Here is a 25532-nt window from a genome sequence, read left to right on the forward strand (position 1 = left end):
GCGAACGAGTCAGGAGGAGAAGACGACTCCGGCGTAGTCGGCGTCGCGGACCTCGGAGCAGCGGTCGATGTAGCCCTTGAGGCCGCCGAGGTAGGGCATGAAGCTGGCGGCCTTGCCCTCGATGTTGGCGCCGGAGTACCACGAGGCGGCCTGGGGGAAGAGGGTCCCGTTGGCCACGTCGTCCACGTGCCGGGTCCAGGCCGCGGCGGCGTCCCGACGGGCCTCGACCATCGTGTGCCCGCGGGCCCGCGCGTGCTCGACGAGGTCCAGGACCCAGTCGACCTGGTGCTCGGCTCCCATGACCATGTTCGCGAACACCGAGGGGCTCCCCGGGCCGTGCGGGATGAACAGGTTCGGGAACCCGGGGACCAGCAGCCCCACCAGGGTCTGGGGACCGTCCGCCCAGGATTCGGCGAGCACGTCACCGCGCGGGCCGCGCAGGTCGACCCGGGTCAGCGAGCCCGTGAGGGCGTCGAAGCCCGTGGCCAGCACCAGGACGTCGAGCTCATAGGAGCCGGTGGTGGTCTTGACCCCCCAGGAGGTGATCTCGGTGATCGGCTCGCGGCGCAGGTTGACCAGTTCCACGTTGTCGCGGTTGAAGGTCGCGTAGTAGCCGCTGTCGGTGCAGATCCGCTTGGTCCCGATCGGGTGGTCGGTGGGGACCAGGTCCTCGGCGGTCCGCGGGTCGGTCACGATCGAGCGGATCTTCTCGGCCGCGAACTCCGCCGCCGCGGCGTTGACCACCGGGTCGGTCATCTGGTTCGGGAACACCTTGCTGAACAGCACCCCGCCGGTGGCCCAGCCCGCCTCGAACGCCGCCCGGCGCTCCGCGTCGTCGATCTCCTCGAACGCCCTCGGGTAGGCCTGGTGCATCGACCCGCCGCCGCTGGCCCGCGAGACGGTACGCCGGTGGGCGTAGTTGCGCTTCTCCTCCTCCAGCTGCTCCGGCGGCAGGTCGCGGTTGAGGACCGGCACGCTGAAGTTCGGCGTCCGCTGGAACACGGTCAGCCGCTCGGCCGCCTCCGCGATGATCGGGATCGCCTGGATGCCGGAGGACCCGGTGCCGACGACGCCGACGCGCCGTCCGGAGAAGTCCACCTCCTCCTCGGGCCACTGCGCGGTCAGCAGCATCCGGCCCGCAAAGGTCTCCAGCCCCGGGATCGGCGGCACGTTCGGGGTCGAGAGACTCCCGGTCGCGAACATGACGTAGCGGGCCCGGAACACCTCGCCGCCGTCGGTCTCGAGGGTCCACAGGACGCTCGCCTCGTCGAACGTCGCGCGGACCACGCGGGCGCCGAACCGCAGGTCGCGGTGCAGGTCGAACCGCTCCGCGACGTGCTCGGCGTAGCGCCTGATCTCGGGCTGCGTGGCGTAGCGCTCCGACCACACCCACTCCTGCTGCAGGTCCTCGTCGAAGGAGTAGGAGTAGTCCAGGCTCTCCACGTCGCACCGGGCGCCGGGGTAGCGGTTCCAGAACCACACCCCGCCCACACCCGTGGCCGCCTCCAGGCCGAGCACGCTCCAGCCGCGGCGACGGGCCTGGATCAGCGCGTACATGCCGGCGAACCCGGCGCCGACCACCAGGAAGTCCAGGGGCTCGGCGGGCGTCGCGCTCTCGGGCTGATTCATCGGGACTCCTAGAGGGTGGGGGACGAAGCGGACGGAAGGCTCGCCAGCAGCACGTCGACGTCCGACCACAGCAGCTCGCGGGCACTGGCCCCCGCCGCGAGGGTCGCCATCGTGGCGAAGCCGTGGAACAGGTCGGGGTAGTGCCGGTGCCGCACGGGTACGCCGTCGGCGCGCAGCCGGACGACGTACTCCTCGCCCTCGGTGGTCAACGGGTCACGACCCGGGGTGACGACCACCGCCGGCGGCAGCCCGGCCAGGCTGGCGGCCCGCGGCGGGACGACGTACTCGACGGGCTCGGGGACCGGGCCGTCGGGCAGGTACTGCTGCCAGTACCAACGCATGTTGTCGGTCGTGTTGTAGCAGCCGGTGCCGAAGCGGCGGTGGCCCTCGTTGCCGAAGACCGGCTCCAGCACCGGGTAGAGCAGCACCTGACCCGCGATCGCGGGGCCACCGGCGTCGCGCGCCATCAGGCAGACCGCCGCGGCCAGGTTGCCGCCCGCGCTGTCGCCGGCCACCAGCACCCGGCCGGCGTCCACGCCGAGCCGCTCGGCCTGCTCGACGACCCAGCGGGTCACCAGGAACGCGTCCTGGGCGGCGGCCGGAGCCTTGGCCTCGGGAGCCAGCCGGTACTCCACCGAGACCACGACCGCGTCCAGCCGGCGCGACATCGTCCGGCAGAACCCGTCGTGGGACTCGATGCCGCAGAACACGAAGCCGCCGCCGTGGCAGAACACCACCACGGGTCGGGCGACGTCGGTGGTGCCGTGCGGCTGGTAGACCCGCACCCGCAGCGTGCGTTCCGCGTCCTCGATGAACTCGTCCGTCGCCGACCGCACGTCGTCGAGGTTCGTCGGCGGCTGCGCACGGCTCGCCACCAGCTCCCGCACCTCGTCGGGGCTCAGCGTCGCGACGGCCGGGAACCCGGCGTCCAGCGCCGCGAGCATCTCGTCGACCTCGTTGGGCAACTTATTCACAGGAGGAATGTACCTGTTAGGAATAGTTTGTCCAGGTCGTACCCCCGGGTCCGGGGTCAGGGCTGCGTCGGCAGGCCCCGCTCGAGGAGCTGCTCGCCACGGCGGCGCATCAGCTCCGGTCCCCGGTCGTCGGTGAACACCCAGAAGTCGCCGCGGGCCAGGCCGTCGACGATCCGCTCGGCGGCGTCGTACGGGTCGAGGCCGCGCTCCAGGTTCGAGACCCGCATGGCTTCGAAGTGCTCGCCCGCTCCCGAGTCCCCCTGGGGTGCGAGCCCACCGGCGTCGGCGAAGATCCGGGTGCGCACCCAGCCGGGCAGCACCACCGAGACCCGCACCGCCGACCCGACGTCGGCGAGGTCGTGGAACAGGCACTCCGACAGCCCCACGACCGCGTGCTTGCTGGCGATGTACGCGCCCTGGAACGGCATCGTCGTGACCCCGCCGACCGAGGCCACGTTGGCCACCGTCGCGGGCGAGCCCTGCCCGATCATCCGGGGCACGAACGCCGCGACCCCGTGGAAGACCCCGTCGAGGTTGACCGCCATCAGGCTCCGCCATCGGGCCGGGTCGATCTCCCAGACCCGGCCACCGGTCTCGATCCCGGCGTTGTTGACCAGCAGCTCCAGGCTGCCGTGCCGCTCGAACACCTCCCCCGCCAGCCGACCCATCGCGGCGGGATCGGTCACGTCGACGGAGTGGGCCACGGCCTCGCCGCCGTCCGCCCGCACCCGCTCCGCCACCGCCTCGGCCCTCCCGAGGTCGACGTCGGCCACGAGCACCGTCATCCCGCGCTCGGCCAGCCGACGGACCAACCCCTCCCCGATCCCCGAGCCACCTCCGGTCACGAGCGCGGTGCCACTGGTCAGGGTCATGGAGCCTCCAAGGTCGAGTCGGCAGAAGTTGTCCCTCGAGTCGGCAGAAGTTGCCCGCCGAGTCGTCAGAAGATGTCGGCGGAGCCGGTGGCGGGCTGGATGAAGAGGCCGGTCGCCTCGACGGTGCGCTGCCCGCGCTGGCTGATCCAGGCCGTCGCCCGCACCTTGCGGCCCTCGGGCTCGGCCACCTCGCCCTCGACGACGATCGGTACGTCGAGCAGGGTCGGCGCGCGGAAGGCGAGCTCGAGCCCGGCGGTGTAGCACGGTCGGCCCTGGGCCTGGACGAGCGAGCCGAGGAAGGCGTCGAGGATGTGCGCGGCGAACCCGCCGTGCAGCAGGTCGGGCGGCCCCTCGTGGACGGAGTCCGGGGTGAGCTCCGCGCGTCCTCGCGCCCCGTCCACGACCATCCGCAGCGGCACCATCATCGGGTTGAAGCGGAACATCGTCCACGCCCGGCCGGCGCGGACCTGTCGCACCGCCTCCTCGTCGAAAGGCACCCGGAGCACCCGCGGACCGGCCTCGCCCAGCTCGGCGGTGACCGCGTCCAGCGCGGCGGCCGCGGCCCGCAGCCGGTCCGGGTCCGCCTGCGAGGTGGAGACGTGCCGCATCAGCCGCCGGGTCGCCTCGACCAGCTCGCCGGTCGCCTCCCAGACCTCCGCGCGGTCCGGGCTCAGGTCGACGGCGACCTCGCCGGCGCTCACGGGCGAACCTCGGTGGGTACGGCGAAGCCGGTGAGGCGCTTGAAGTTGCCGGCGGCCAGCGCGGTGCGTTCGTCGTCGGTCAGGGGCAGCGTCTTGAGCACCTCCACCGACTTCCACGCCTGGGTGAAGCGCGGGTCCACGTGCTCCGGCGCCGGCCGGTGATCAGGCCGCTGCGGGAGCAGGTCGCAGAAAACGTAGTTGGTGCCGAACATGACCCGCTCGCTGCCGACCCGGCGCACGAAGGCCACCAGCTCCTCGGGCGAGACGGTGCCGTCCGCGACCTCGTGCAGCCGCAGCGAGGTGTCGCCGTACACGTGGTCGTACCGGGCGGCGAGGTCCAGGAACTCCTGGTCGAGCGGTCCGCCGAACGTCCGGTCGTGCCCGCAGTGGGCGAAGACCAGCTGCAGGGTCGGGAAGCGTCGCAGCGCACCGGCGAACCCCGCCGGGCGGCAGTGGGGGCTGTGCCCGCCGGTCTCGGTCAGCACCGGGATGCGCTCCGCGACGCAGTGCTCGTAGAGCTCGAAGAGCAGCGGGTCCTCCCCGGGGATCCCCAGGTCCGACGGCACCAGCTTCACGCCGAGGGCACCCCGGGCACGCTGCCGGACGACCTCCTCGACCGCGCCCTGGGATCCGAGCACCACGGGGTTCACCCCCGCGAAGAAGCCGAGCCGTGGTTGCTCGACCACCGTGGCGGCCGCCCAGTCGTTGTTGGTCCGGATTCGTACGGCGACCCGCTCACGGAGCTCCGTCTCCTCCCGGGAGCGGCGAGGCTCGTCGTCGGGCAGCAGGTAGGCGCCGTGGCGCAGGTACCGGCCGCTCCACGTGAACATCAGCATGTTCGCGGCGGTGATGCCCGTCTGCGCCAGCATCTCCAGCAGCTCGGGCACGGTGCCGAGGTTGGGAGCGTCCGGCTTCACCAGGTGCGGGGTGAGGAAGTAGTCCCGCATCTCGTGCCCGTGCGCGTCGTCGCGCTGCACGTGGGTGTGCATGTCGATGATCTCGAGCTCGCTCACGGCTGCCCCTCCGGGTCGGTCGGGCCGAGGAGGTCCCGGAGGGCGGCCGGCACCGAGCCGCCGCCGAGCGCGGGGCGCGCCGTCGTGTGCAGCACCCCGCCGTCGGAGACCACGGCGTGCCCGGTCAGGTACGACGAGAGGTCCGAGGCGAGGAAGAGCGCGACCCCGGCGGTCTCCCCCGGCTCCCCGAGCCGGCCCAGCGGCGTCGCGCGGGCGGCCGCGGCGAAGAACTCCCGGTGCTCGGGGGTCGACTCCGGGCCCTGGCCGAGTCGCCGGGTGGCCTGGGTCCAGTGGGTGCCCGGCACCAGGCAGTTCACCCGGATGCCGTACGGCGCCAGCTCCACCGCGGCCGTCTTCGTGAAGTGGACGACCGCCGCCTTCGAGGAGCCGTACGGCGAGAGGTTCGGCGACGCCGTCATCCCGCTGGTGGAGGCCACGTTCACGATCACCCCGGCGACGCCGTGCTCGATCATCGCGATCGCCTCGGCCTGGCAGGAGAGGAAGGTCGAGACCAGGTTCAGCTCCAGGACCCGGTGCAGCTCCTCCGGGGTGACGTCGAGGAACGACTTGTTGACCCCGGCGGTCCCGCCCGGGACGTTGACCGCGACCGCGACCGGACCGAGCGCGTCGACCGCCTCGGCCACCATCCGGCGGGGCGTCTCGTGGTCGGTCAGGTCGCCCTGGATCGCCACGGCCCGGCGGCCGAGGGAGCGGACCTGCGCGGCGCACGCCTCGGCGCCCTCGCCGTCGAGGTCCATCGCGGCCACGTCGCACCCGGCCGCGGCCAGCCGCAGCGCGGTCTCGCGGGCGATGCCCGCCCCGGCGCCGGTGACCAGCGCGACCTTGCCCTCCAGACCCAGGAGGCCCGACAGGCCCAGGTCGTCAGTCACCCCCGTGCTCCCCGCGCAGCTGCCGCAGGGCGTCCCACAGCGGCTCGGCCGAGTCGCGGCCGCGCTGCTGCTGGTCCGCGGTGACGAACTGGCGGCCCGCGAACGTGACCGCCCACTCCCGGATGGCCCAACGCTCCCTGACCCGCCAGCCGACCTCGGTCCGGACGAGGTGGTCGACGTACCGGAACCCGCTGGTCCAGTTGAGCGACGCCGCATCGGCGGGCGACCCCCAGTGCACCGCCGTCCCGTACGTCTCCGCGACCGCCTCGTCCCCGCGGATCTCGGCAAGGTGGTTCCCGATGAGGTGCTGGGTGCCGTCGAGCACCGGCAGCGCCGAAGCCAGGTAGGCGATGAACTCGTCGACGGAGCCGTCGAAGCCGGTGTGGTGGTCGATGCCGTCGGGCGTGTAGACCGAGCGCAGCGCCTCGAGATCCAGCCGGTCGACGGCTCGGCAGTACGTCGCCACCAGGTCGCGGATCTCCTGCCGGTCCTCGAGCAGCGCCAGCCGAGCGGCGGCGTCCTCCGGGCCGCTCATCCGACGCTCCGGGCCCGGAGCAGCTCGTCGGGCAGCGCCGGTGGCGGGTTGAACGAGAGGTAGTCGGGCAGGAAGGAGGCCTCGTCGAGGTCGGCCGGCTGCCACCCCTCGACGAGGGTCGTGCCGTCGAGGGTCCGGACCGGGCGGTCCAGCTCGCGGAGCAGCGGCAGACTGTAGGTCACCCGCCCGGTCAGCGTCGCGGGGTCGCCGGTGCACAGGGCGAGCGCCGCCTCGGCCATCGTCTCCTCGGGCTCCGAGGGCCAGCCGGGTACGACGGCGGAGGCGTTCTCGGTCGCCACCCCGCGGTTGGGCGCGAGCGCGTTGACGGCGATCCGGTCCGGAGCCAGCTCCATCGCCATGCCGGTGGTCATCCGGTCGAGCATCGCCTTGGTCCCGCCGTACAGCACGGCGCCCGCGAGCGGGTGCGGGGCGTACGGCGGCCCGACGCGCGGCGCCGAGGTGCGCGAGGAGATGTTGAGGATCCAGCCCGCACCGCGACGACGCATCCCCGGGACGACGGCCTTGGCCAGGTCCCAGGTGTTCCACAGGTTGGTCTCGACCGAGTCGAGGAACCACTCGCGGCGGATGTCGAGGAAGGTCGCGCCGTGGTGCCGCGTCGCCGCGGCGTTGTTGACCAGGATGTCGACGGTGCCGCCGAGCCGCTCCTCGATGCGCTCGACCAGGGCGACGCGGTCCAGGTCCGCGGCACCCAGGTCCGCGGCGAACGCCTCGGCGGTTCCGCCGTCGGCCCGGATCAGCTCGACGGTCTCCTCCAGGGAGCCGGCGAGGGTGCCGTCACCCGGCCGCAGGGTGCGGGCGACGGCCGCGACCGTGATGCCCTCGGCGGCCAGCCGCCGGGCGATGGACCGGCCGATGCCCCGGCTCGCGCCGGTGACGAGGGCGAGGTGGGCGGCGCTCATGCGGGTGCTCCGATCGCGGGGGCGGTCTCCAGGAGGTCGCCGAGGAGCGCCTGGACGGCGGCGGCGCTGCCGAGGGTGAAGGCGACCTGGCGGCCCCACAGGAAGTAGCGGTGGATGGGGTAGTCGACGTCGGCGCCGAGACCGCCGTGCAGGTGCTGGGTCGCGTGGACGATGCGCAACCCGCCGCGCGACGCCCACAGCTTGGCCACGAGGGCCGCGACCCGGCCCTCGTGCTCGGCGCCGCGGTCCAGGTCCCACGCGGCCCGGCGGGTGGTGAGCCGGATGGCCTCGACGTCGAGGTGGGCGTCGGCGGCGCGCAGCGGCACCGCCTGGTTGGTCGAGAGGGGCCGGCCGAACTGGTGCCGCTGCGAGGTGTACGCCGCGGTCATCCGCAGGGCCTCCTCGCCGACGCCGACCATCAGCGCCGCGAGCGCCACCCGAGCACGGGTCCGGGTCCACCCGGCCGCATGCGGGCCGGCTCCGGCGAGCACGTCGTCGGGTCCGAGCTCGACCCCGTCCAGGTCGATCGCGGCGGCGTTCACCCGGTCGGTCGCGTCGACGGAGGTGATCCGCACGCCCTGGCGGTCCGTCGGGACGACGGCCAGGACGACCTCGTCGCCGCCGAGGTCCACCGGTACGACGACCGCGACGGCGACGCCACCACCGGGGACGGATGCCAGTCGCCCGCCCAGCCGGATCCGGTCGCCGGAGCGCGTACCGCGGACCGGCTCGGAGCCGTCGGCGGCCTGCTCGAAGCCGCCGGTGAGCACGTGGGTGCCGTCGAGGAGACCGGGCAGCCAGCGCTGTCGCTGGTCGACGGAGCCGAACTCGGCGATCGGGAACCCGGCCGTGGCCACGGCGCTCCACAGCGGCACCGGGGCCACGCGGCGGCCCTGCTGCTCCAGGAGGGCGACCAGCCCCAGCATGCCGAGCCCGGACCCTCCGACCGCCTCGGGCAGGGCGACGCCGAGCAGCCCGGTGTCGCCGAGGGTCCGCCACAGCGCGCCGTCGAAGCCGGCCTCGTCCTGCTCCACGGCGCGTACCCGCTCGACCTCGGCGCGGTCGGTGAAGACCTCCGCGGCCAGCGCGGCGACCTGCACCTGGTCGTCGTCGAACCTGAACTCCATCTCAGCCCTCCTGGGCGCCGGCGACGCCGGCTCGGTCGGTGGAAGCGGCGGCCCGTCGCGCACCGACGGTCATGCCGAGGGTCTTGGCCGCGACGATCTCGCGCATCACCTCGTTCGTGCCGCCGCCGAACGTGTTGTTCTGCGAGCGGCGCCCCAGCGACTCCACGCGCCCGTCCAGGGCGGCGCCCCGGCTGCCCGGGCGCAGCAGCCCGGTGGCACCGAGCACCTCCTGCAACATGCCGTACGCCGTCACGACCGCCTCGGTGCCGAAGATCTTGGCGGCGGCGGAGTCGCCGCCGTCGAGGGTGTTGGCGGCCACGTCGGCGACCAGACGCAGGTTGACCAGCTCCGAGGCGCTCAGCAGCGCGTAGGTCTCGGCCAGTTTCGAGCGCACCCACGGCACGTCGTACACGCGGTGCTCGCCGACCCGCTCCGCGAGGACCCAGGCCAGCACCTGGTCGTACATCTCGTTGGCGATGCCGTTGCGGGCGGCCAGCGCCACGCGCTCGTGGTTGAGCTGGTTGGTGATCAGCCCCCAGCCCTGGTTCAGCTCGCCGATCACGTTGCTCACCGGGACCCGGACGTCCTCGTAGTACGTCGCGGACGTGCTGATCCCGCCGACCGTGTGGATCTCGGTGACGGAGAACCCCGGCGACGAGGTCGGGACCAGGACCACCGAGATGCCCCGGTGCCGCGGCGCGTCCGGATCGGTGCGCACGGCGAGCCAGACCCAGTCCGCGAAGACGCCGGCGCTGGTGAAGATCTTGTTGCCGTTGATCACCAGGTCGTCGCCGTCGCGGACCGCGCGGGTCTGCAGGGAGGCGAGGTCGGTGCCGGCGTCGGGCTCGGTGTAGCCGATCGCGAAGATCAGCTCGCCGGCCAGGATCCGGGGCAGGAAGTACTCCTTCTGCTCCGCCGTGCCGTGCTTGATCAGCGCGGGCGCCACCGTGTTCAGGGTGACCAGCGAGAGCGGGGCGTTGGCGCGGATGCACTCGTCGTAGAAGACGAAGAGCGCCTCGGGGTCCTCGCCGCGGCCGCCGTACTCGGTCGGGAAGCCGAGGCCGAGCCAGCCGTCCTTGCCCATCTGGCGCAGGATCCGCTCGAAGGTCGGCCCGCCCTCGGTCTGGGTGACCAGGTCGACGCGGTCCTCCTCGGAGATGGTGGCGGCGAAGTACGCCCGGAGCTCGGCGCGCAGCGCCTTCGACTCGGGTGAGAGATCGGGATGCATGGGACTCCTGTCGGGTCGGTACGGCGGCGGTAGGCAGGGTCAGCGGTCGGCGCTGAGCACCAGGCCGCTGTGGGGAACCGGCGATCCACCCGTCACGAGGACGTTGTCGATCGCCTTCGCCGGCTGGTTGGTCGAGGTGCCCCGGATCAGCCGGACCCCCTCGGCGATGCCGTTGATGCCGTGCAGGTAGCCCTCGCCGAGCTGACCGCCGTGCGTGTTGACGGGCAGGCGTCCGTCGACCTCGAGGTTCCCGTCGAGCAGGAAGTCCTTGGCCTCGCCCCGGCCGCAGAAGCCGTACTCCTCGAGCTGCAGGAGCACCATCGGCGTGAACGCGTCGTACAGGACGGCGGCGTCGATCTCCGCCGGCCCGAGACCCGACTGCTGCCACAGCTGCCGGGCGACCAGCCCGACCTCCGGCATCTCGTCGATGTCGGGTCGGTAGTAGCTGCTCATGGAGATCTGCTGCGGCCCCACCCCCTGGGCGGCGCCGCTGACCAGGGCCGGCGGGTGCGGCAGGTCGCGGGCGCGCTCGGCGCTCACGATGACCAGCGCCTGGCCGCCGTCGCTCTCCTGGCAGCAGTCGAGCAGCCGGAGCGGCTCGGCGATGAACTTCGACGCCTGGTGGTCCTCGAGCGTGATCGGCCGACCGTGGAACCACGCCAGCGGGTTGTTCGCCGCGTGCTTGCGGGAGAGCACCGAGACCCGGCCGAAGTCCTCGCTGGTGGCGCCGTACTTCGCCATGTAGCGCTGGGCCAGGAACGCCTCCTGCTGGGCCGGCGTGAGGAGGCCGTAGGGGTTGATCCAGTTGCGGTACTCCTGGTCGGTGTTCTGCACGTAGGCGAACGGCGGCGGGCCGGCGCCGAAGCGGTGGCCGGAGCGCTCGTTGAAGGCCCGGTAGACCACGACGACGTCGGCGACGCCGCTGGACACCGCGAGGGCGGCCTGCTGGACCGGGGCGCAGGCACCGCCGCCGCCGTGCGGGATCCGGCTGAAGAACTTGAGCTCCGGGATGCCGAGGGCGCGGGCGACCGCGATCTCCGGGTTGGTCTCCATGGTGAACAGGGCGAAGCCGTCGACCTCCTCCACCCCGATCTGGGCGTCGGCGAGGGCGGCGAGGACGCTCTCGCAGGCCAGCCGCCACTCGCTGCGGCCGGAGTCCTTGGAGAACTCGGTGGCGCCGATGCCCGCGATCGCGGCGCGCCGGGAGAAGGTCTGGGTGACGCTCACAGGGTGTTCCCTTCGTGCTCGGAGAGGGTGACGGTGGCGCTCACGTGCACCCCCAGCTCGTTGCGGCCCACGACCTTCAGCGTCGTCAGCCCGTCCACCAGCTCCGTGACCTCGCCACCGAAGGTGAGGGTGTCGCCGGCGAAGTGCGGGACGCCGAGCCGCAGCGAGACCGACCGGATCCGGGTGGCCGGACCGCCCCAGTCGGTGACGAAGCGGTCGATCAGCCCGTTGGTGGAGTTGATGCTGATGAAGATGTCGCGCATCCCCCGCTCCTGCGCCCTGCCCGGGTCGTGGTGCACGTCCTCGAAGTCCTGCGAGGCGATGGCCGCCGCGACGATGGCCGTGCGGTCGAGGAGTACGACGAGCTCCGGGAGCCGGTCGCCGACGGCGTGGGCCGGGAGACGCTCGCGGGTGCTCATCGGTCGCCGCCGAGGGGGCGCAGTCGGGGCAGCGTCTCGTCGTGGGCGTGCGCCCCGAAGACGACCTCCAGGTCCATCCCGAGGCGCAGGTCCTCGGGATCGACCCCCTCGATGTCCGCGACGAGGCGGGTGCCCTCCTCGAGGTCGATCAGTCCGACGGCGAGGGGATAGGTGAAGGCCGGGTCCTGCGGGTGGTGGATCACGGTGAAGCTGTGCAGGGTGCCCCGGCGCGACGACTCCAGGGTGTCCCACTCGAACGACCGGCACGACGGGCAGACCGGGCCCGGCGGATGCCGCAGCGTGCCGCAGTCCGCGCACCGCTGGATCAGCAGCCGGCCCTCGCGGGCGGCGTCGAACCAGAAGACGTTGTCGTGGGTGCGGATGATCGGGGGGACGGACGTCGTGCTCACTGCGTCTCCTTCGGCTTGAAGCGGAGCAGCCGGAACCGCTCCTCCGCCAGGACGACCCGGTCCTGGTCGACGTACGACTTGTGCAGGGTGAGGAAGTGGCCCTCCCCCAGGGCGGTGGTCTTGGGCTCGGAGACCGCCTCGATGACGAAGTGGCAGGTGACCCGCTGACCGGGGTGCACCGTGCGGTGGTAGGTCTGCTCCACGTCGGTCGCGACCACCGAGGTGAAGCCGGCCGCGTCGAGCTCGGCCATCAGCCGGGCGTAGGGGAAGTCCTCGGCGACGCCCTCGGCGCGCAGCCGCTGCACCTCGCGGTAGCGCCGGTAGCCCGACATCACCCAGGTGGAGATCATCGCGGGCGGGCAGGCCACGTCCGGGAGACCCTGCGCGCGAGCGGCCTCGGCGTCGACGTAGACCGGGTTCTCGTCCTCGAGCGCCTCGACCCAGTGCCGGATCATCGCCTCGTTGACCACGTGTCTCGAGACCCGGGGCGGCTCGGCCTCGAGCCCCACGTAGCGCTGCAGGTCGATCATCCGGCCACCACCTCATCGGAGTTGAGCAAGCGTTAGGTTGTTTAACCTAGCAGGGGTCCGCCGCCTCCGGAAGGGGCTCGGGTCCCGGGCGGCTCATCAGGACGGCCGCGACCACCGCCGCCAGGAGGCAGATTCCGGCGCCCACGAGCGTCGCGGTCTCGAAGCCGAGCCGGCTCGGGCTGGTGGCGCTGCCACCGAAGGCGGACAGCACGGCGATGGCGAGCGCGCTGCCCATCGCGAAGCCCACGAAGCGCAGCACGAGGTTCACGCTCATCACGCTGGCGGTCTCCTCGTTCGGGACCGCCCGGACCACCAGCCACGGGATCGCGTTGAAGGTCATGCCGCTCGCCGTACCGCCGACGCACATCGCCGCCACGAGCTGCCACGGATCGCCGTGCCAGCGCCACAGGGACAGCAGCGAGGCGGCGTACAGCAGGCACCCGATCGGGATCAGCACCTCAGGACCGAGGTGGCGACCGGCGCGCAGCGCGATCCGGTTCCCCACCACGCTCAGGGCGGAGTACGGCGTCAGCATCAGGCCGGCGACGACGACCGACCGGCCGAGCCCGTAGCCCTCGCCGGGCGGACTCTGGGCGATGACCAGCACACAGGTCATCAGCACGTACATGCCCACCCCCGCGAGGACCGCGGTCAGGTGCGCCCCCAGCACCACCGGCAGCCGGGCCAGCCGGAAGTCGATGAGGGGCACCGCGACCCGGCCGAACCAGCGGAACGCGACCACCACCAGCACGACCCCGACCCCCAGGACGATCAGCGTCCGGGGCGAGGCGTAGCCCCACAGGCCGCCGCGACTCACTCCCAGCAGCACGGCGAAGGTGCCGCCGCCGAGGAGCAGCGCTCCCGTGACGTCCAGCCCGCCGGGCGCGACCACCGTCGACGACGGCACGACGGCCACCCCGATGGCCAGCCCCAGGAGCATCAGCGCGAAGCCGAACCAGAGGGCGCCGCCGAGCCCCGCGACGCTGGCCACGAACGAGACGACCGGGAAGCCCAGGCCCGCCGCGGCGACGGTGGCCACCGAGAGCGTCGACAGGCCGCCCGTGACCTCCTCCTCGGGCAGCACGTTGCGGGCGACCGCGAAGAGGAGCGGCCCGACGGCGTACGCGAAGCCCTGGAGGGCACGCCCGACGAGGATGCCCCAGATCCCGGTCGGCAGCGCCGCGAGCAGGGCGCCCAGCACGCCCAGCCCCAGCGTGACGATCAGCGTCGGCCGCAGCCGGCGACCGACGCCGAGCCGGCCGAGCAGCGGGGCGACCACGCCGGCCACCAGGAAGCTGCCAGTGAGCGCCCACTGGGCGGTGGCCAGCGAGACGCCCTCCTCCCGGGCGATCATCGGCACCAGCGGCGCGGCCAGGCTGACGGCGACGCCGGTTGCCAGGGCCAGGAGCACCAGGGCGTGGAAGCGCAGCCGGTCACTCATCATGCGCGGCAACCTAGCAAATGCTTGTTTTGAGCACGCGCCTCTAGGGTTCCGGCATGACCGAACCCTCCGGCCGGCGCGAAGAGGTGCTGCGGCACGCGAGCAGGCTCTTCGCCACCCAGAGCATCGCGGGCACCACGGTCCGCGACATCGGGGACGCGGCCGCCATGCTGCCCGGCAGCCTGTACCACCACTTCCGCTCCAAGGACGCGATCGTCGCGGAGCTCCTGGACCGCTACATGGCGGCGATCCGTGCGGACCTGGAGGGCGTGCTCTCGGAGGCGACGGACCCGATCTCGGCCATCCGCGGCCTGGTGCACCAGACGCTCACCCTGATCGCCGAGCACCCCCACGTCACGACGATGTACCAGAGCGACCAGCAGTACCTGCGCAAGCAGGGGATGCTCGAGCCCGTCGAGGAGGTCGCCGGCCAGGTCCGGGCGCTGTGGATGTCGGCGATCGAGGCCGGCGTCGCCGACGGCACGCTGCGCGACGACGTACCGACGGACGTGATCTACCGGACCATGCGCGACACCCTGTGGGCTACGCACCGCTGGCCCACCCGGGAGAACTACTCGATCGACGAGCTCTCCGACCTGCTGGTCCGGGTGCTTCTCGACGGGGCTGCGAGCCGCGGCCCGCGCGTCGTCTGACGTAGCCGGACGTACACAAGTCCGGTCCGAGGCGTCGGCTCAGGCGGCGCGACGCCCCGGGAAGCGGACTTCTGTATGTCCGAGTACGGCGGCCGCCCGGCTCAGCGAGCCCGGGAGAGGACTCCGCGCGCCTGGCGCAGCACGGCCTCGTCGACCATCCGGCCGTCGGCGTCGACGCCCACCCCGGCGTCGCCGGCGGAGAAGCGCTCCAGGAGCGCGGTGGCCTTGGCCACCTCCTCGGCGGTCGGCGTGAAGACGTCGTTGGCGACCGCGACCTGCGCCGGGTGGATGCAGGCGCGACCGACGAAGCCCAGCCGGGCGACCGCCTCGGTCGAGGAGCGGAACGCGTCGAGGTCGCGGAACTCCACCGAGACCGGCGCGATCGGCGGAGCGATCTTGGCGGCCGCGGAGGCGAAGACCACGTGGCTGCGGGCGTAGAGGAGCTCCCGCTCGTCGGCGCCGGGGGTCACCCCGACGTCGGCGCGCAGGTCGGCCTCGCCGACCTGGAGCCGCTCCACCCGCGGGGCGCGGGCGATCTCGCGGGCGTTGAAGATCGCGTCCGCGCTCTCGAGCAGCGGCACGACCCGGGCCGACGAGCCCAGCTCGGTGAGCAGCGCGTCGAGCGCCACCAGCTCCTCGGCGTTCTCGGTCTTGGCCGCGACGAACCCGGCGAGCTCCTCGCACGCCGCCAGCGCGCGGACGTCGGCCTCGCGCTCGGGGCCGTGCTGGTTGATGCGGACCCAGATCTTCACCTCGGTCTCGGGGATCCCGTCGACCCACGCCCACACGATGTCGCGGGCCGTCGCCTTGTTGGCCGGTAGGACGGCGTCCTCGAGGTCGACGATGAGCTCGTCGGCGCCACGGTCCAGCGCCTTGCGGAGCTTGTCCGGCGCGTCGCCGGGGACGTAGAGGGCGGAGCGGGACAGGCGCGGCTGGTCAGCCAACGATGGTCTCCTTCTTGATCAGCGACTTCGCGACCACCGTACGCAGGATGTCGTTGGTGCCCTCGCCGATGCTCATCAGGATCGAGTCGCGGTAGAGCCGCTCGACCTCGAACTCGGTGGAGTAGCCGTAGCCTCCGTGGACCTTCATCGAGTCGATCGCGGCCTGCAGCGCGACCTCGGAGCAGAAGATCTTGGCCATGCCCGTCGCGCCGTCGGCACGACCGGAGCGCACGGCGTCCGCGGCCCAGTAGGCCATCAGCCGGGCGGCCTGGACCTGGGTGCCGAGCTCGCCGAGCTTGAGCTGGATGGCCTGGAAGTCCGCGATCGGCTGGCCGAAGGCCTTGCGCTCCTGGGCGTAGGCCAGCGCCTCGTCGTGCGCGCGCTGGGCGATGCCGACCGAACGGGCGGCGATGTTGACCCGGCCCCACTCCAGCGCGGAGAGGACCTGCTGCATGCCCCGGCCCTCGACGCCGCCGACCAGCTGGCTGACCGGCACCTTGACGTTGTCGAGCAGGATCTCGCAGGACTCGGTGCCCTTGTAGCCGAGCTTCGGGATGTCCTTGGTGACCTCGAAGCCGGGGGTGCCGGCCTCGATGAGCAGCACGCTCATCCCCTTGTGCGCCGGCGACGCGGACGGGTCGGTCTTGACCAGCACGGGCAGCGGGTCGGCGTACCGGGCGTTGGTGATCCACATCTTCGCGCCGTTGACGACGTAGTACTGGTCATCGGGAGGGCCCTCCAGACGCGCGGTGGTGCGGATGCCCTGCAGGTCGGTGCCGGCGTCGGGCTCGGTGAGGCCGATGCCGGTACGCCGCTTGCCGGTCGCGAGGTCGGGCAGGTACTTCTGCTTCTGCTCCTCGGTGCCGTGCATGTGGATCAGCCGGCAGGCCAGCGAGTGGCTGCCGAGGATGCCGGCGATGCCCATCCAGCCGCGGGCCAGCTCCTCGAAGACCAGCGCGAACGCAACGGGGTCGAGGTCGAGGCCGCCGTACTCCTCGGGCACGGTGATGCCGAAGAGGCCCATCTCCTTCATGCCCTCGACGATCTCCGTCGGGTAGCGGCCGGCCTGCTCCCACTCCCGCGCGACCGGCACGATCTCCTTGTCCACGAACTGGCGCAGCAGCGCCTTGAACTCACGCTGGTCCTCGTCGAGCTTGAAGTCCATCAGTGCTCCTTGGTCTGGTCGGGGGAAGGGGTGAAGACCGGCAGGGCGCGCCCGTCCGGGAGGTCGGCCCAGGCCACGCTCACCGGGGCGTCGATGCTCCAGCCCTCGGGGTCGGCCCCGACGAGCTGGGTGAGCAGGACCGGACCCTCGGAGAGACGGACCCGGGCGATCGTGTACGGCACCTCGACGTCGGGTCGCGGACCGCGGTGGATCACGGTGAAGGAGTCGACGACGCCGGTGCCGGCGACGTCGACCTGGGCGAGGTGGTCCATCGACCCGCAGCCGGTGCACAGCGCCCGGGGCGGGTGCTGGACGTGCCCGCAGGAGGTGCAGGACTGCACGGTCAGCCGGTGCTCGGCCGTCGCCGCCCAGAAGGCGGCGCTGTTCTCGTCGGGTCCGGGGACGTGGTCGAGGATCATCGATCGGCTCCCAGGACGACGGTGGCGTGGGTGGACAGGATGCCGCCGGTGCCGTGGGCGACCGCGATCTCCGCACCCGGCACCTGGCGGTCCCCGCACTCGCCGCGCAGCTGGCGGACGGCCTCGACGAGCAGGAGCACGCCGTACTGGCCGGGGTGGCAGTACGACAGCCCGCCGCCGTTGGTGTTGAGCGGGTGCGATCCGCCCGGGCGGATGGTGCCGCCCTGGATGAAGTCGAGCGCCTCGCCCGGCGCGCAGAGCCCGAGCGCCTCGACGCTCAGCGCCGCGGTGATGGTGAAGGAGTCGTAGACCTCGGCGACATCGACGTCGGCGGCGGTGATCCCGGCGCGGGCGTAGGCGTCCTGGACGGCGCCGCGGGCGCCCGGCACGGCCAGATCGGTCACCGCGGTGAACGAGGTGTTGGTCGTGCGCTCGCCGTACCCGAGCACCTCGACGGGGCGCCGCCGCAGGTCCCGCGCGCGCTCCAGCGAGGTGAGCACGACCGCTCCCCCGCCGTCGGTGACCAGGCAGCAGTCTGCGGCGGTCAGGGGCGAGGAGATCATCGTCGAGCCGAGGACGTCCTCGACGCTCAGCGAGCCCTTGCCGTAGCGGAACGCCTGCGGGTTCAGCAGCGCCCACTCGCGCGCGGCGATCGCGATCTCGGCGAGCTGCTCGCGGGTGCCGCCGTAGCGGTGGAGGTACGACTGGGCCGCCATCGCGTAGTACGACAGCGGGTAGAGCATGTCGTAGGGCTCCTCGAACTGCGCCTCGGGGATCCACGCCTCGTGGACCCCGCCGAGCTTGCGCGAGCGGGCCGAGCGCTGGTTCGAGGCGAACGAGATGACGACGGTGGAGCACTGGCCGGCGGCGATCGCCTGGGCGGCGCGGGCGACGAACATCTCGAAGGCGCTGCCGCCGGCGAAGGTCGAGTCGGTCCAGGTCGGCACGATGCCGAAGTAGTCGGCCAGCTGGGTCGCGGAGAACCGCGACACCCCCGTGGTGGCGATCCCGTCGACGTCGGCGAGGGTCAGGCCCGCGTCCGCGAGCGCCCGGGTGACCGCCTGCGACTGCAGCGTGAGGATCGACTTGTCGGTGACGCCGAGGTCGCACTCGGCGGCGCCGACGATCGCGACGCCCGTGCTCATGCGGGCGCCCCCGGCCCGTCCGGGGTGCCGAGCAGCACCACGGCACGGCACGGCGCGGCGGCCGCCCGGCCGTCGGTGCCGTCCTCGGCGACCACGACGACCTTCATCTCGACCGTGACCCGGTCGTCGGCGACCTCCGTCACGGAGCCCGAGCAGCGCAGCGTCTCCCCCGCGAAGACCAGGTTGCGGAAGGTGAACTCCAGCTCGTGCACGAACGACTGCGGGCCGAGCCAGTCCTGCAGCATCTCGACCAGCAGCGCGCCGTACACCTGGCCGTCGACGATCGGGCCGGGCAGCTTCTTCTCCGCGACGTACGCCGCGTCGTAGTGCAGCTTGTGCCAGTCCCAGGTGGCGCCGGCGTAGGCGACCATGTCGGTCAGGCCGATGGTCCGCTCCAGCGGCGGGACCACGTCACCGACGGCCAGGGACGCCTGGTCGGCGAAGGTGGTCGGGAACGCGTCGGTCCAGGTGCTCATGCCTTCTTCTCCAGCCCCACGAAGATGATCGTCTCCGCGTTCTCGGCCAGCAGCTCACCGCTCTGGTTGGTGTACGTCGCCGTCGAGCCGATGACCAGCATCTCGTTGCCCGACCCCGTGACCTTCGCGCTCACCGAGGTGATCCGCCAGGTGGCGGTCACGACGTCGTCGGGCCGGATCCGGCGGTGGAAGGTGTACTTGTTGCCGCCCCGGACCTGCCGGGTGCCGGGGATGTCCAGGCCCCAGGTGTGGCCGGCGTAACCCTCGTGGTCGGCGGGCAGGCCGGCGTACTGGTTCGTCTCGCAGACCAGGGTCAGCGGCGCCGTCACCCCGGCCAGGCCCTGCGCCTGCGCGTACGCCGGGTCGGAGTACAGCGGGTTCTCGTCACCCACGGCCAGCCCGAAGTAGCGGCCGGCGGCGGCGCCGAACGGCTCCGGCGCGGTGTAGACCGCGGTCCGGCCCTCCAGGGCGCGGACCTCGTCGGTGAGCAGCGTCATCGTGGTTCTCCTCAGGCGCCGGCGATGCGGGGGTGGTTCTCGGGGTAGACGGCGGTCGGGAAGACCTCCAGGCCGAACTCCGGCCGCAGCAGGCTGTGGCACAGCGCGCCGGTCGAGGCGGGCCACGGCGCGCTGAGCAGCCGCTCGCGGACGTCGGCGACCGCCTTGTAGTCACCGACGTAGGACTCCACGCAGTACTCCGTGGTCTCCAGCAGGTCGACCGGGCTCAAGCCCTCCGACTCCAGCAGGTGGACGATCGCACCGTAGGTGACCTCCGCCTGCGCGCCGAGGTCGCCGTCGTGCAGCGCCTGCTGGGTCTCCATGTCGAGCGAGGCGAAGCCGGACATGAACAGCATCCGCCCGGCCTTGATGCCCGGCGCGTAGGTCAGGGTGTCGTAGCGCGACCAGCCCGGGTTCACCAGCTCCAGCGGGCGCCGCGAGGCGGTGACGTCCATGGCGACCATGACGCCCGGCGCGTGCAGCTCGCTCATCAGGATCCCGCCGGCGCACGGGAAGACGTTGCCGTCGTTCTGGCCGAGCAGCTCCTTGCGGACCCAGTGTGTCTTCCGGTAGACGTCGCGGGTCTCGGGGGTGGAGTAGTCGAACGTCGTGACCGCGTGGCCGAGGGTCAGGCCGACCGACTCCAACAGCGCCCCGGCCTTCTCGAGCACGTAGCGGTACTGCGCCACGAAGTCGCCCGGGTGCACGACCTCGCCGTGCTCGTCGATCGGGACCACGGTCGGGAGGTAGACGACGCCGTCGGCGCCCTCGGTGATCGACGACGCCTGCCAGTTGCCGGCCTCGCGGGACGCGGAGGCGACCCGCAGCTGCTGCCCGCCGCCCTTGACCGCGTGCAGCTCGACCTCCAGCCACGCCGCGCGGCGGACCAGTCGCTCGACGACGACCGTGCGCACGGTCGGGCGCTCGCCGAAGATGCGGCGGCGCACCTCGGCCTGGTCCTCGTAGGCGTGCAGCCCGGCCTTGGTGACGTTCTCGGTGACCCGGGTGACGTCCTCGGGACCGAAGCCGGCCGCCTCCAGGATCGCCAGGCACTTCGCGTAGGCGATCTCGGCCTGCTCGGTCATCGTGCCGCTGACGGTCATCTTGCCCAGGGTCTCGTCCTGCCGCGCCGAGGTGTGGCCCGAGGTCCAGGCGGCGTCGCCCTCGGTCAGGCCGAGGCAGAACGTGAACCCCTCGTAGGGGAACCACGGGAACGAGGCCGGCTTGATGGCGGCGAGGGTCATGCGGGGACCTCCAGGGGTACGGCGGCCGCGGTCGCGGCCCGGGTCAGGAGCGTGGTCGGGTCGGGAGCGTCGGCCAGCGCGCGCAGCGCCTCGGCGAGCGGGGCCGCCTCCGGACCGGCGTTGCCGGTGAACTTGGCCAGCAGGCCCTCGTCCGAGAGGGGCGCGGAGCCGCCGCCGGGGCTGCGGTCCACGTGACCGGCCACCGTGCGTCCGTCGGCCAGGGTCAGCACGACGTCGCCGGGGGCGTCCGCCGCGACGCCGTCGCCGGGGGTCTCGTCCCAGGTGATCCGGCCGGCGAGCGCGGTGATCTCGGGCCGGTCCAGGTTCGCCGGGGCGTAGGTCCCGACGCCGACGTGACCGTCGACGAGGATCGCGGCGACGCTCCAGGGCAGGCTGAACTTGGCGGCGTACGGGCTGACCGGCCGGGTCAGGTCGCGGTCGGTCGCGCACACGACCGAGGCGGAGTCGGGGTGCACCTGCGCGTGCAGGGCGGTGACCTCCTCGACCCCCACGCCGGCGGCGGCGAGCGCCTCGCCGGCCGCGGCCATCGTGGCGTGCGCCAGCTGGCAGGTCGGCCAGGGCTTGATCCCGATCCGGGTGGTCTCCCAGCCCCGCGGGTCGCTGCTGCCCAGGTCGCGCAGGATCACCCCGACGTCGACCGGGCCGGTGGCGAGCGCGTCGTACACGCCGTGCGGGCCGTCGAAGACGGTCTCCGGACCGGTGGCGCCCGCGGCGGCGAGCCGCGCGGCGAGGATGCCGGACTGGGACGCGAAGCCCGGGTGCAGCTGCTTGGTGCTGGCGCCGGTGGCCAGGAAGGCGAGCAGGCCGCCGGCCTGGCTGCCGGCGATGCCGAGCGCGTTCACCGTGGTCGCGGCGTCCAAGCCCATCAGGCGGGCCGCCACCGCGGCCGAGGAGAACACCCCGGCCACCATCGTGGCGTGCAGGCCGCCGGCGTGGAAGCCGTGCGGCGCGGCCGCGGCGACCCGGCAGGCGACCTCGTAGCCGATCACCGCGGCGTCCAGCACCTGGCGTCCGCTGGCGCCGACCTGCTCGCCGACGGCCAGCGCCGCCGGGAGCACCACGGCGGTGGCGTGCACGAGCCCGCCGGCGTGCGTGTCGTCGAAGTCCAGGGCGTGCACCAGGGTGCCGTTCGCCAGCGCGGCGGCGGGTGCCGAGATCCGGGTGCCGGTGCCGAGCACCGTCGCCTCGGCGGGACCGCCGAGGCCGACGGCCACGCTCACCGCCGGGTCCGCGGCGTGGGCGCGGGCCGCGGCGACCGCGTTGCCGAGACCGTCGAGAAGGTGGCGCAGCGCGGCCGCGTCCACCTCGGCGGGCACCGCCAGGTCGCCGGTGATCCAGCGCGCCAGCGCGGTGGCGGTCGTCGGCGCGGAGTCCGCAGTCATCCTCAGGCCTCCGCAGCCCCGGACGCCTGCGCGACGTCCACGACCTGCTCCGCCTCCTCCTGCACCGCCGGGGTCCCGAAGGCCCCCTGGGCGGCGAGCTCGGCGACCTTCTCGGAGGTGAACCCGAGGACGTCGTCCATCACCCAGTCGAAGTGCTCGTTGCGCTGCGGGGCGCGGACGTACGTCGGCAGCTCGGCGCCGACCCGGACGGGCGAGGCGACCTGGGTGAGCGTGCCGTAGCGCGGGTGCTCGGTGGTGACCAGCATGTTGCGCGCGCTGAGGTGCTCGTCCTTCAGCGCCGCCTCGACGTCGTTGATCGGGCCGCACGGGATCGAGGCCGGGTAGCAGAGCGAGAGCCAGTGCTCGACGGTCTGCGTCTTGAAGATCTCCTCCAGCTCGGCGGTGAGCTCGGCCTGGTGCTCCTGGCGCAGCGAGAACGTGGCGTACTTCGAGTCCGGCGTCGCCCACTCGGGGTGGCCGATGACCTCGGCCAGGCGGACCCAGAACTTCTCCTTCGCGCAGCCCACGACGAACCAGCCGTCGGACGCCTCGAAGGCCTGGAACGGCACCAGGGACGGGTGGGCCGAGTGACTGATCCGCTTCGGCTGGTAGCCGGCGTTGAGGTGCCAGGTCGCGGGGTAGGTCAGCATCGACATCGCGGTGTCGTAGAGGCTGACGTCGCAGTCCATCCCGACGCCGTCGCGGCGCGAGGCGTGCAGGCCGGCCAGCAGCGACAGCGCGGCGACGTACCCGCCGGAGAAGTCGACCAGCGACAGGCCCGACTTGGTCGGCGGGCCGTCGGGCTCGCCGGTCAGCTCCATCCACCCGGCGAGGCCCTGGAGCACGTAGTCGTAGCCGGGCTCCTTCTTGCGCGGGCCGGTCATCCCGAAGCCGGTCAGCGAGCAGCACACGATCCGCGGGTTGAGGTGCTTGAGCTGGTCGTAGGTGATGCCGATCTTCTCCGGCACGTCGCCGCGCAGGTTGGAGTAGACCGCGTCCGCGTTGCGGACGAGCTCCTCGAAGACCTCGCGCCCGGCGGGGGTCTTGATGTCGATCGAGACCGACTTCTTGTTGCGGTTGAAGGTCTCGAAGAAGAGCGAGTCCTCGCCCTCGAAGTACGGCGGCACGTAGCGGCCGACGTCGCCGCCCACGCTCGGGTCCTCGATCTTGATGATCTCGGCGCCGAGGTCGGCGAGGTGCACGCTGCCGAACGGGCCGGCGCCGTACTGCTCGAGGGAGATGATCCGGACGTCCTGCAGGGGCTTCACTGTCGTCCTCCGGTGATGCGCTGGATGAGCTCGATGATCCGGTCCTGGGCGGCGCGCGTCTCGCTGGCCGCGATGCCGTGGGTCGGCGCGCTGAGCTTGACCGCGTCGGCCAGGCCGTCGTACTCGGCGATCTGCTCGGCGACCCGGTCGAAGTCGCCGTTGAGGGTGAGCGCGTCCACCATCTCGTCGGTGACCGCGTCGGCGAGGTAGTCGGCGCCCCGGCCGGAGCGGAAGGCGTCGATGACGGCCTGCTGCTGCTCGCCGAGGCCGTGGAACTCGAAGAAGTCGGCGTAGGTGCGCACGCTGGCGTAGAAGCCGACCAGGCCCGCGACCCGGCGGGTGGCGGCCGCGGTGTCGGTGTCGACCGAGCAGCACGCGGAGACCACCAGCTCGACGTCCTTGCGACTCCGGCCCTCGACCGCGGCGACCCCGGCGTCAATCTCGGGCAGGATCCGCTGCTCGAGGTACGACGGGGAGCACAGCTCGTGGCTGATCCAGCCGTCGGCGATCCGGCCCGCGAGGCGGGTCATCGCCGGACCCATCGCGGCCAGGTAGATCGGGATCTCGGTACGGCGCACCGGGTAGGGGCGCTCGTAGCCGCGGATCCGCATCGGCTCGTACTCGCCGTCGAGGTCGATCTGCTCGCCGGTGGTGCAGGTCGCCCAGAAGTGGCGCAGGTTCCGCACGGTCTCGCGCAGGTGCCCGACCGGCTTGCCCCAGCGGGCGTTGTGCCAGTCCTCGTTGAGCCGCTGCACGCCCGTGCCGAGGCCAAGGATGAACCGGCCGTCCGCGAGCTCGTCGAGGTCGAGCGCCTCCAGCGCGGTCACCATCGGGCTGCGTGTGAAGGCCAGCGCGATCGCCGTGCCGACCTGGGCGGTGCTGGTCGCCTGGGCGATCGCCGCGGCGCTCAGCGTCGCCGAGCGGTGCAGCTCCGGCACCCAGACGACCTCGGCGCCGGCCGCCTCGGCGCGCCGGGAGACGTCGGCCAGCTCGGCCAGCGTCTCGCCCCAGGGGGCGAAGGTGATCCGCATCGTCGGGACCTCAGCCCTCGGACAGCGGGGTGCCGTCGATGAGGGCCTTCTTGCCCTCGGGGAAGATCCCCTCCAGCTGCTCGGCACCGGCCTTGTAGACGTAGAACATCCGGCGGAACGAGCAGACCTCGTCGCCGTCCTGGTTCAGGGTCCGGGTCTTGACCGTGACGATGCCCGCGTGCGGCCGCTTGGCCGACTCGCGCTTCTCCAGCACGACCGACTCGCTGTAGAGCGTGTCGCCGGCGAAGACCGGGTGGGTCATCTTGATGTCGTCCCAGCCCAGATTCGCGAACGCGTTCTGGGTCAGGTCGGTGACGCTCTGACCGACCGCGATGGCCACGGTCAGCGTCGAGACGACCAGCGGCTTGCCGAACTCCGAGCGGGCGGCGTACTCGCTGTTGAAGTGCATCTGGTTGGTGTTCATCGTCAGCAGCGAGAACTGGATGTTGTCCGCCTCGGTCACCGTGCGACCCAGCGGGTGCTGGTAGACGTCCCCGATCTGGAAGTCCTCGAAGAACCGCCCCTGCCAACCCTGCTTCACCGTCACTGCGCGCTCCCTTGTGTGGCCACCGTCGATGGCCCCACCGTAAACGTCAGACGTATTGCCGTCAATGCGGTCCGAGGGGTGGCCGCACCCGGTCAGTGCTGGTAGACGCTGCGCAGGCGCTCGAGGTGCTCGGCCATCAGCCGGGCCGCCTCGTCGCCGTCGCCGGCCTCGATGGCGGCGCCGATCGCCTCGTGGTCGCGGTCCACGCCGACCATGGCCTCCTCCTCGGCCGCGGGCCGCAGGTACTGCGCCTGCAGCACCCGGAAGACGGGCTCGGTCACCATCGAGAGCATCGGGTTCTGCGCGGCCTCCACGACCACCTGGTGGAAGGTGCGGTGCTCGGTGAACCGGCCCTCGGGACCCTGGCGCGCGGCCTCGCGCTCCAGCGCCGCGTGCAGGGCGACGAGGTGCTCCGGGGACCGGCGCAGGGCCGCGAGCCGGGCCGCGGGGACCTCGAGGATCTCCCGCGCCTCGAGCATGTCGCGCACCCCCAGGCCGTCGCGGCCCGACATCAGCCCGAAGCTGGTCTCCAGGTAGCGCGAGACGTGCTCGGCCTCGACCGCGCTCACGAAGGTGCCCCCCGTGACGCCGCGTCGGGTGTGCACCAGGTCGCGCGAGGCCAGCGCCCGCAGCGCCTCGCGGACCGTCGAGCGACTGACCCCGAACTGCTCGACGAGGAACGCCTCGCTCGGCAGCCGGTCCCCCGCACGGAGGTCGCCCGAGAGGATCAGCCCCCGCAGCTGGTCGGCGACCTGCTGATAGGCGGGCTTGACCCGGCTGACCGGCAGACCGGCGGAACCCGGCATGGACGTCTCCCGTTCGAC

At 72.6% G+C, this 25532-nt stretch carries 28 protein-coding genes; 1 reads left to right on the forward strand and 27 read right to left on the reverse strand.

The window, feature by feature from the left end; translation table 11 throughout:
- Positions 1 to 9 precede the first annotated feature (9 nt).
- The 15 genes from VMF51_RS09495 to VMF51_RS09565 all read right to left on the reverse strand — a co-directional run bounded on the left by VMF51_RS09495 (position 10) and on the right by VMF51_RS09565 (position 13919).
- Positions 10 to 1629 carry an NAD(P)/FAD-dependent oxidoreductase gene (locus tag VMF51_RS09495; protein WP_325474180.1) on the reverse strand — a complete coding sequence of 540 codons (1620 nt, stop codon included), beginning with the start codon at positions 1627 to 1629 and terminating at the stop codon, positions 10 to 12.
- An 8-nt stretch (positions 1630 to 1637) separates the two neighbouring features.
- The gene (locus tag VMF51_RS09500; protein ID WP_325474181.1) at positions 1638 to 2603 is read right to left on the reverse strand and encodes an alpha/beta hydrolase; all 966 of its coding nucleotides are present in this window, start codon (positions 2601 to 2603) and stop codon (positions 1638 to 1640) included.
- A gap of 56 nt (positions 2604 to 2659) precedes the next feature.
- Entirely contained in the window at positions 2660 to 3475 is an 816-nt protein-coding gene (locus VMF51_RS09505; protein ID WP_325474182.1) for an SDR family NAD(P)-dependent oxidoreductase, read from the reverse strand.
- A 65-nt stretch (positions 3476 to 3540) separates the two neighbouring features.
- On the reverse strand, positions 3541 to 4176 hold the full coding sequence (locus VMF51_RS09510; RefSeq protein WP_325474183.1) for a hypothetical protein: 636 nt from the start codon (positions 4174 to 4176) through the stop codon (positions 3541 to 3543).
- Entirely contained in the window at positions 4173 to 5189 is a 1017-nt protein-coding gene (locus tag VMF51_RS09515; RefSeq protein WP_325474184.1) for an amidohydrolase family protein, read from the reverse strand. The genes VMF51_RS09510 and VMF51_RS09515 overlap by 4 nt, the downstream gene beginning before the upstream one ends.
- A complete protein-coding gene (locus tag VMF51_RS09520) occupies positions 5186 to 6079 on the reverse strand; it encodes an SDR family oxidoreductase (protein WP_325474185.1) in 894 nt (297 codons plus the stop codon). Before VMF51_RS09520 ends, VMF51_RS09515 begins: the two co-directional genes overlap by 4 nt.
- Positions 6072 to 6614, reverse strand: coding sequence for a nuclear transport factor 2 family protein (locus VMF51_RS09525; RefSeq protein ID WP_325474186.1), 543 nt, complete (start codon positions 6612 to 6614; stop codon positions 6072 to 6074). Before VMF51_RS09525 ends, VMF51_RS09520 begins: the two co-directional genes overlap by 8 nt.
- Complete coding sequence (locus VMF51_RS09530; RefSeq protein WP_325474187.1) at positions 6611 to 7534, reverse strand: SDR family NAD(P)-dependent oxidoreductase; 924 nt, start codon at positions 7532 to 7534, stop codon at positions 6611 to 6613. The genes VMF51_RS09525 and VMF51_RS09530 overlap by 4 nt, the downstream gene beginning before the upstream one ends.
- Entirely contained in the window at positions 7531 to 8661 is a 1131-nt protein-coding gene (locus tag VMF51_RS09535) for an acyl-CoA dehydrogenase family protein (protein ID WP_325474188.1), read from the reverse strand. The genes VMF51_RS09530 and VMF51_RS09535 overlap by 4 nt, the downstream gene beginning before the upstream one ends.
- Position 8662: 1 nt before the next feature.
- Complete coding sequence (locus VMF51_RS09540) at positions 8663 to 9889, reverse strand: acyl-CoA dehydrogenase family protein (protein ID WP_325474189.1); 1227 nt, start codon at positions 9887 to 9889, stop codon at positions 8663 to 8665.
- Positions 9890 to 9928: 39 nt separating this feature from the next.
- On the reverse strand, positions 9929 to 11116 hold the full coding sequence (locus tag VMF51_RS09545; RefSeq protein ID WP_325474190.1) for a lipid-transfer protein: 1188 nt from the start codon (positions 11114 to 11116) through the stop codon (positions 9929 to 9931).
- Positions 11113 to 11535: a beta-hydroxyacyl-ACP dehydratase gene (locus tag VMF51_RS09550; RefSeq protein ID WP_325474191.1), complete on the reverse strand. Its 423-nt coding sequence runs from the start codon at positions 11533 to 11535 to the stop codon at positions 11113 to 11115. Before VMF51_RS09550 ends, VMF51_RS09545 begins: the two co-directional genes overlap by 4 nt.
- Positions 11532 to 11945: a Zn-ribbon domain-containing OB-fold protein gene (locus tag VMF51_RS09555; RefSeq protein ID WP_325474192.1), complete on the reverse strand. Its 414-nt coding sequence runs from the start codon at positions 11943 to 11945 to the stop codon at positions 11532 to 11534. Before VMF51_RS09555 ends, VMF51_RS09550 begins: the two co-directional genes overlap by 4 nt.
- Entirely contained in the window at positions 11942 to 12475 is a 534-nt protein-coding gene (locus tag VMF51_RS09560; RefSeq protein WP_325474193.1) for an FAS1-like dehydratase domain-containing protein, read from the reverse strand. Before VMF51_RS09560 ends, VMF51_RS09555 begins: the two co-directional genes overlap by 4 nt.
- A gap of 46 nt (positions 12476 to 12521) precedes the next feature.
- A complete protein-coding gene (locus VMF51_RS09565; RefSeq protein ID WP_325474194.1) occupies positions 12522 to 13919 on the reverse strand; it encodes an MFS transporter in 1398 nt (465 codons plus the stop codon).
- A 53-nt stretch (positions 13920 to 13972) separates the two neighbouring features.
- Here VMF51_RS09565 and VMF51_RS09570 point away from each other — a divergent pair, with 53 nt between their 5' ends.
- Positions 13973 to 14569, forward strand: coding sequence for a TetR/AcrR family transcriptional regulator (locus VMF51_RS09570; RefSeq protein WP_325474195.1), 597 nt, complete (start codon positions 13973 to 13975; stop codon positions 14567 to 14569).
- A gap of 101 nt (positions 14570 to 14670) precedes the next feature.
- On the opposite strand, the gene VMF51_RS09575 is transcribed toward VMF51_RS09570, so the two are convergent.
- From VMF51_RS09575 to VMF51_RS09630, 12 genes are all read right to left on the reverse strand, one after another.
- A complete protein-coding gene (locus tag VMF51_RS09575; RefSeq protein WP_325474196.1) occupies positions 14671 to 15513 on the reverse strand; it encodes a CoA ester lyase in 843 nt (280 codons plus the stop codon).
- Entirely contained in the window at positions 15506 to 16678 is a 1173-nt protein-coding gene (locus tag VMF51_RS09580; RefSeq protein ID WP_325474197.1) for an acyl-CoA dehydrogenase family protein, read from the reverse strand. The genes VMF51_RS09575 and VMF51_RS09580 overlap by 8 nt, the downstream gene beginning before the upstream one ends.
- Positions 16678 to 17097, reverse strand: coding sequence for a Zn-ribbon domain-containing OB-fold protein (locus VMF51_RS09585; protein WP_325474198.1), 420 nt, complete (start codon positions 17095 to 17097; stop codon positions 16678 to 16680). Before VMF51_RS09585 ends, VMF51_RS09580 begins: the two co-directional genes overlap by 1 nt.
- Complete coding sequence (locus VMF51_RS09590; RefSeq protein WP_325474199.1) at positions 17094 to 18242, reverse strand: acetyl-CoA acetyltransferase; 1149 nt, start codon at positions 18240 to 18242, stop codon at positions 17094 to 17096. The genes VMF51_RS09585 and VMF51_RS09590 overlap by 4 nt, the downstream gene beginning before the upstream one ends.
- Positions 18239 to 18718: a MaoC family dehydratase gene (locus VMF51_RS09595; RefSeq protein ID WP_325474200.1), complete on the reverse strand. Its 480-nt coding sequence runs from the start codon at positions 18716 to 18718 to the stop codon at positions 18239 to 18241. The genes VMF51_RS09590 and VMF51_RS09595 overlap by 4 nt, the downstream gene beginning before the upstream one ends.
- A complete protein-coding gene (locus VMF51_RS09600) occupies positions 18715 to 19215 on the reverse strand; it encodes an FAS1-like dehydratase domain-containing protein (protein ID WP_325474201.1) in 501 nt (166 codons plus the stop codon). Before VMF51_RS09600 ends, VMF51_RS09595 begins: the two co-directional genes overlap by 4 nt.
- Positions 19216 to 19226: 11 nt before the next feature.
- The gene (locus tag VMF51_RS09605) at positions 19227 to 20459 is read right to left on the reverse strand and encodes a Rid family hydrolase (protein WP_325474202.1); all 1233 of its coding nucleotides are present in this window, start codon (positions 20457 to 20459) and stop codon (positions 19227 to 19229) included.
- Positions 20456 to 21862 (reverse strand): MmgE/PrpD family protein, encoded by a 1407-nt coding sequence (locus VMF51_RS09610; protein ID WP_325474203.1) that lies wholly within the window; start codon positions 21860 to 21862, stop codon positions 20456 to 20458. Before VMF51_RS09610 ends, VMF51_RS09605 begins: the two co-directional genes overlap by 4 nt.
- A gap of 2 nt (positions 21863 to 21864) precedes the next feature.
- Complete coding sequence (locus VMF51_RS09615) at positions 21865 to 23130, reverse strand: CoA transferase (RefSeq protein WP_325474204.1); 1266 nt, start codon at positions 23128 to 23130, stop codon at positions 21865 to 21867.
- Positions 23127 to 24161 carry an LLM class flavin-dependent oxidoreductase gene (locus VMF51_RS09620; RefSeq protein WP_325474205.1) on the reverse strand — a complete coding sequence of 345 codons (1035 nt, stop codon included), beginning with the start codon at positions 24159 to 24161 and terminating at the stop codon, positions 23127 to 23129. Before VMF51_RS09620 ends, VMF51_RS09615 begins: the two co-directional genes overlap by 4 nt.
- A gap of 10 nt (positions 24162 to 24171) precedes the next feature.
- Positions 24172 to 24708, reverse strand: a complete 537-nt coding sequence (locus VMF51_RS09625; RefSeq protein ID WP_325474206.1) for a MaoC family dehydratase — start codon at positions 24706 to 24708, stop codon at positions 24172 to 24174.
- A 92-nt stretch (positions 24709 to 24800) separates the two neighbouring features.
- The gene (locus VMF51_RS09630) at positions 24801 to 25514 is read right to left on the reverse strand and encodes a FadR/GntR family transcriptional regulator (protein ID WP_325474207.1); all 714 of its coding nucleotides are present in this window, start codon (positions 25512 to 25514) and stop codon (positions 24801 to 24803) included.
- Positions 25515 to 25532 lie beyond the last annotated feature (18 nt).

Source organism: Nocardioides sp. (assembly GCF_035503875.1).
Taxonomy (GTDB): Bacteria; Actinomycetota; Actinomycetes; order Propionibacteriales; family Nocardioidaceae; genus Nocardioides.

Excerpts from the sequence above, each read along its gene's own strand:
- VMF51_RS09495 (WP_325474180.1), bottom strand. The coding sequence starts at position 1,629 with ATGAATCAGCCCGAGAGCGCGACGCCCGCCGAGCCCCTGGACTTCCTG.
- VMF51_RS09505 (WP_325474182.1), bottom strand. The coding sequence starts at position 3,475 with ATGACCCTGACCAGTGGCACCGCGCTCGTGACCGGAGGTGGCTCGGGG.
- VMF51_RS09525 (WP_325474186.1), bottom strand. The coding sequence starts at position 6,614 with ATGAGCGGCCCGGAGGACGCCGCCGCTCGGCTGGCGCTGCTCGAGGAC.
- VMF51_RS09530 (WP_325474187.1), bottom strand. The coding sequence starts at position 7,534 with ATGAGCGCCGCCCACCTCGCCCTCGTCACCGGCGCGAGCCGGGGCATC.
- VMF51_RS09535 (WP_325474188.1), bottom strand. The coding sequence starts at position 8,661 with ATGGAGTTCAGGTTCGACGACGACCAGGTGCAGGTCGCCGCGCTGGCC.
- VMF51_RS09540 (WP_325474189.1), bottom strand. The coding sequence starts at position 9,889 with ATGCATCCCGATCTCTCACCCGAGTCGAAGGCGCTGCGCGCCGAGCTC.
- VMF51_RS09550 (WP_325474191.1), bottom strand. The coding sequence starts at position 11,535 with ATGAGCACCCGCGAGCGTCTCCCGGCCCACGCCGTCGGCGACCGGCTC.
- VMF51_RS09560 (WP_325474193.1), bottom strand. The coding sequence starts at position 12,475 with ATGATCGACCTGCAGCGCTACGTGGGGCTCGAGGCCGAGCCGCCCCGG.
- VMF51_RS09565 (WP_325474194.1), bottom strand. The coding sequence starts at position 13,919 with ATGATGAGTGACCGGCTGCGCTTCCACGCCCTGGTGCTCCTGGCCCTG.
- VMF51_RS09570 (WP_325474195.1), top strand. The coding sequence starts at position 13,973 with ATGACCGAACCCTCCGGCCGGCGCGAAGAGGTGCTGCGGCACGCGAGC.
- VMF51_RS09580 (WP_325474197.1), bottom strand. The coding sequence starts at position 16,678 with ATGGACTTCAAGCTCGACGAGGACCAGCGTGAGTTCAAGGCGCTGCTG.
- VMF51_RS09585 (WP_325474198.1), bottom strand. The coding sequence starts at position 17,097 with ATGATCCTCGACCACGTCCCCGGACCCGACGAGAACAGCGCCGCCTTC.
- VMF51_RS09590 (WP_325474199.1), bottom strand. The coding sequence starts at position 18,242 with ATGAGCACGGGCGTCGCGATCGTCGGCGCCGCCGAGTGCGACCTCGGC.
- VMF51_RS09595 (WP_325474200.1), bottom strand. The coding sequence starts at position 18,718 with ATGAGCACCTGGACCGACGCGTTCCCGACCACCTTCGCCGACCAGGCG.
- VMF51_RS09600 (WP_325474201.1), bottom strand. The coding sequence starts at position 19,215 with ATGACGCTGCTCACCGACGAGGTCCGCGCCCTGGAGGGCCGGACCGCG.
- VMF51_RS09605 (WP_325474202.1), bottom strand. The coding sequence starts at position 20,459 with ATGACCCTCGCCGCCATCAAGCCGGCCTCGTTCCCGTGGTTCCCCTAC.
- VMF51_RS09610 (WP_325474203.1), bottom strand. The coding sequence starts at position 21,862 with ATGACTGCGGACTCCGCGCCGACGACCGCCACCGCGCTGGCGCGCTGG.
- VMF51_RS09620 (WP_325474205.1), bottom strand. The coding sequence starts at position 24,161 with ATGCGGATCACCTTCGCCCCCTGGGGCGAGACGCTGGCCGAGCTGGCC.
- VMF51_RS09630 (WP_325474207.1), bottom strand. The coding sequence starts at position 25,514 with ATGCCGGGTTCCGCCGGTCTGCCGGTCAGCCGGGTCAAGCCCGCCTAT.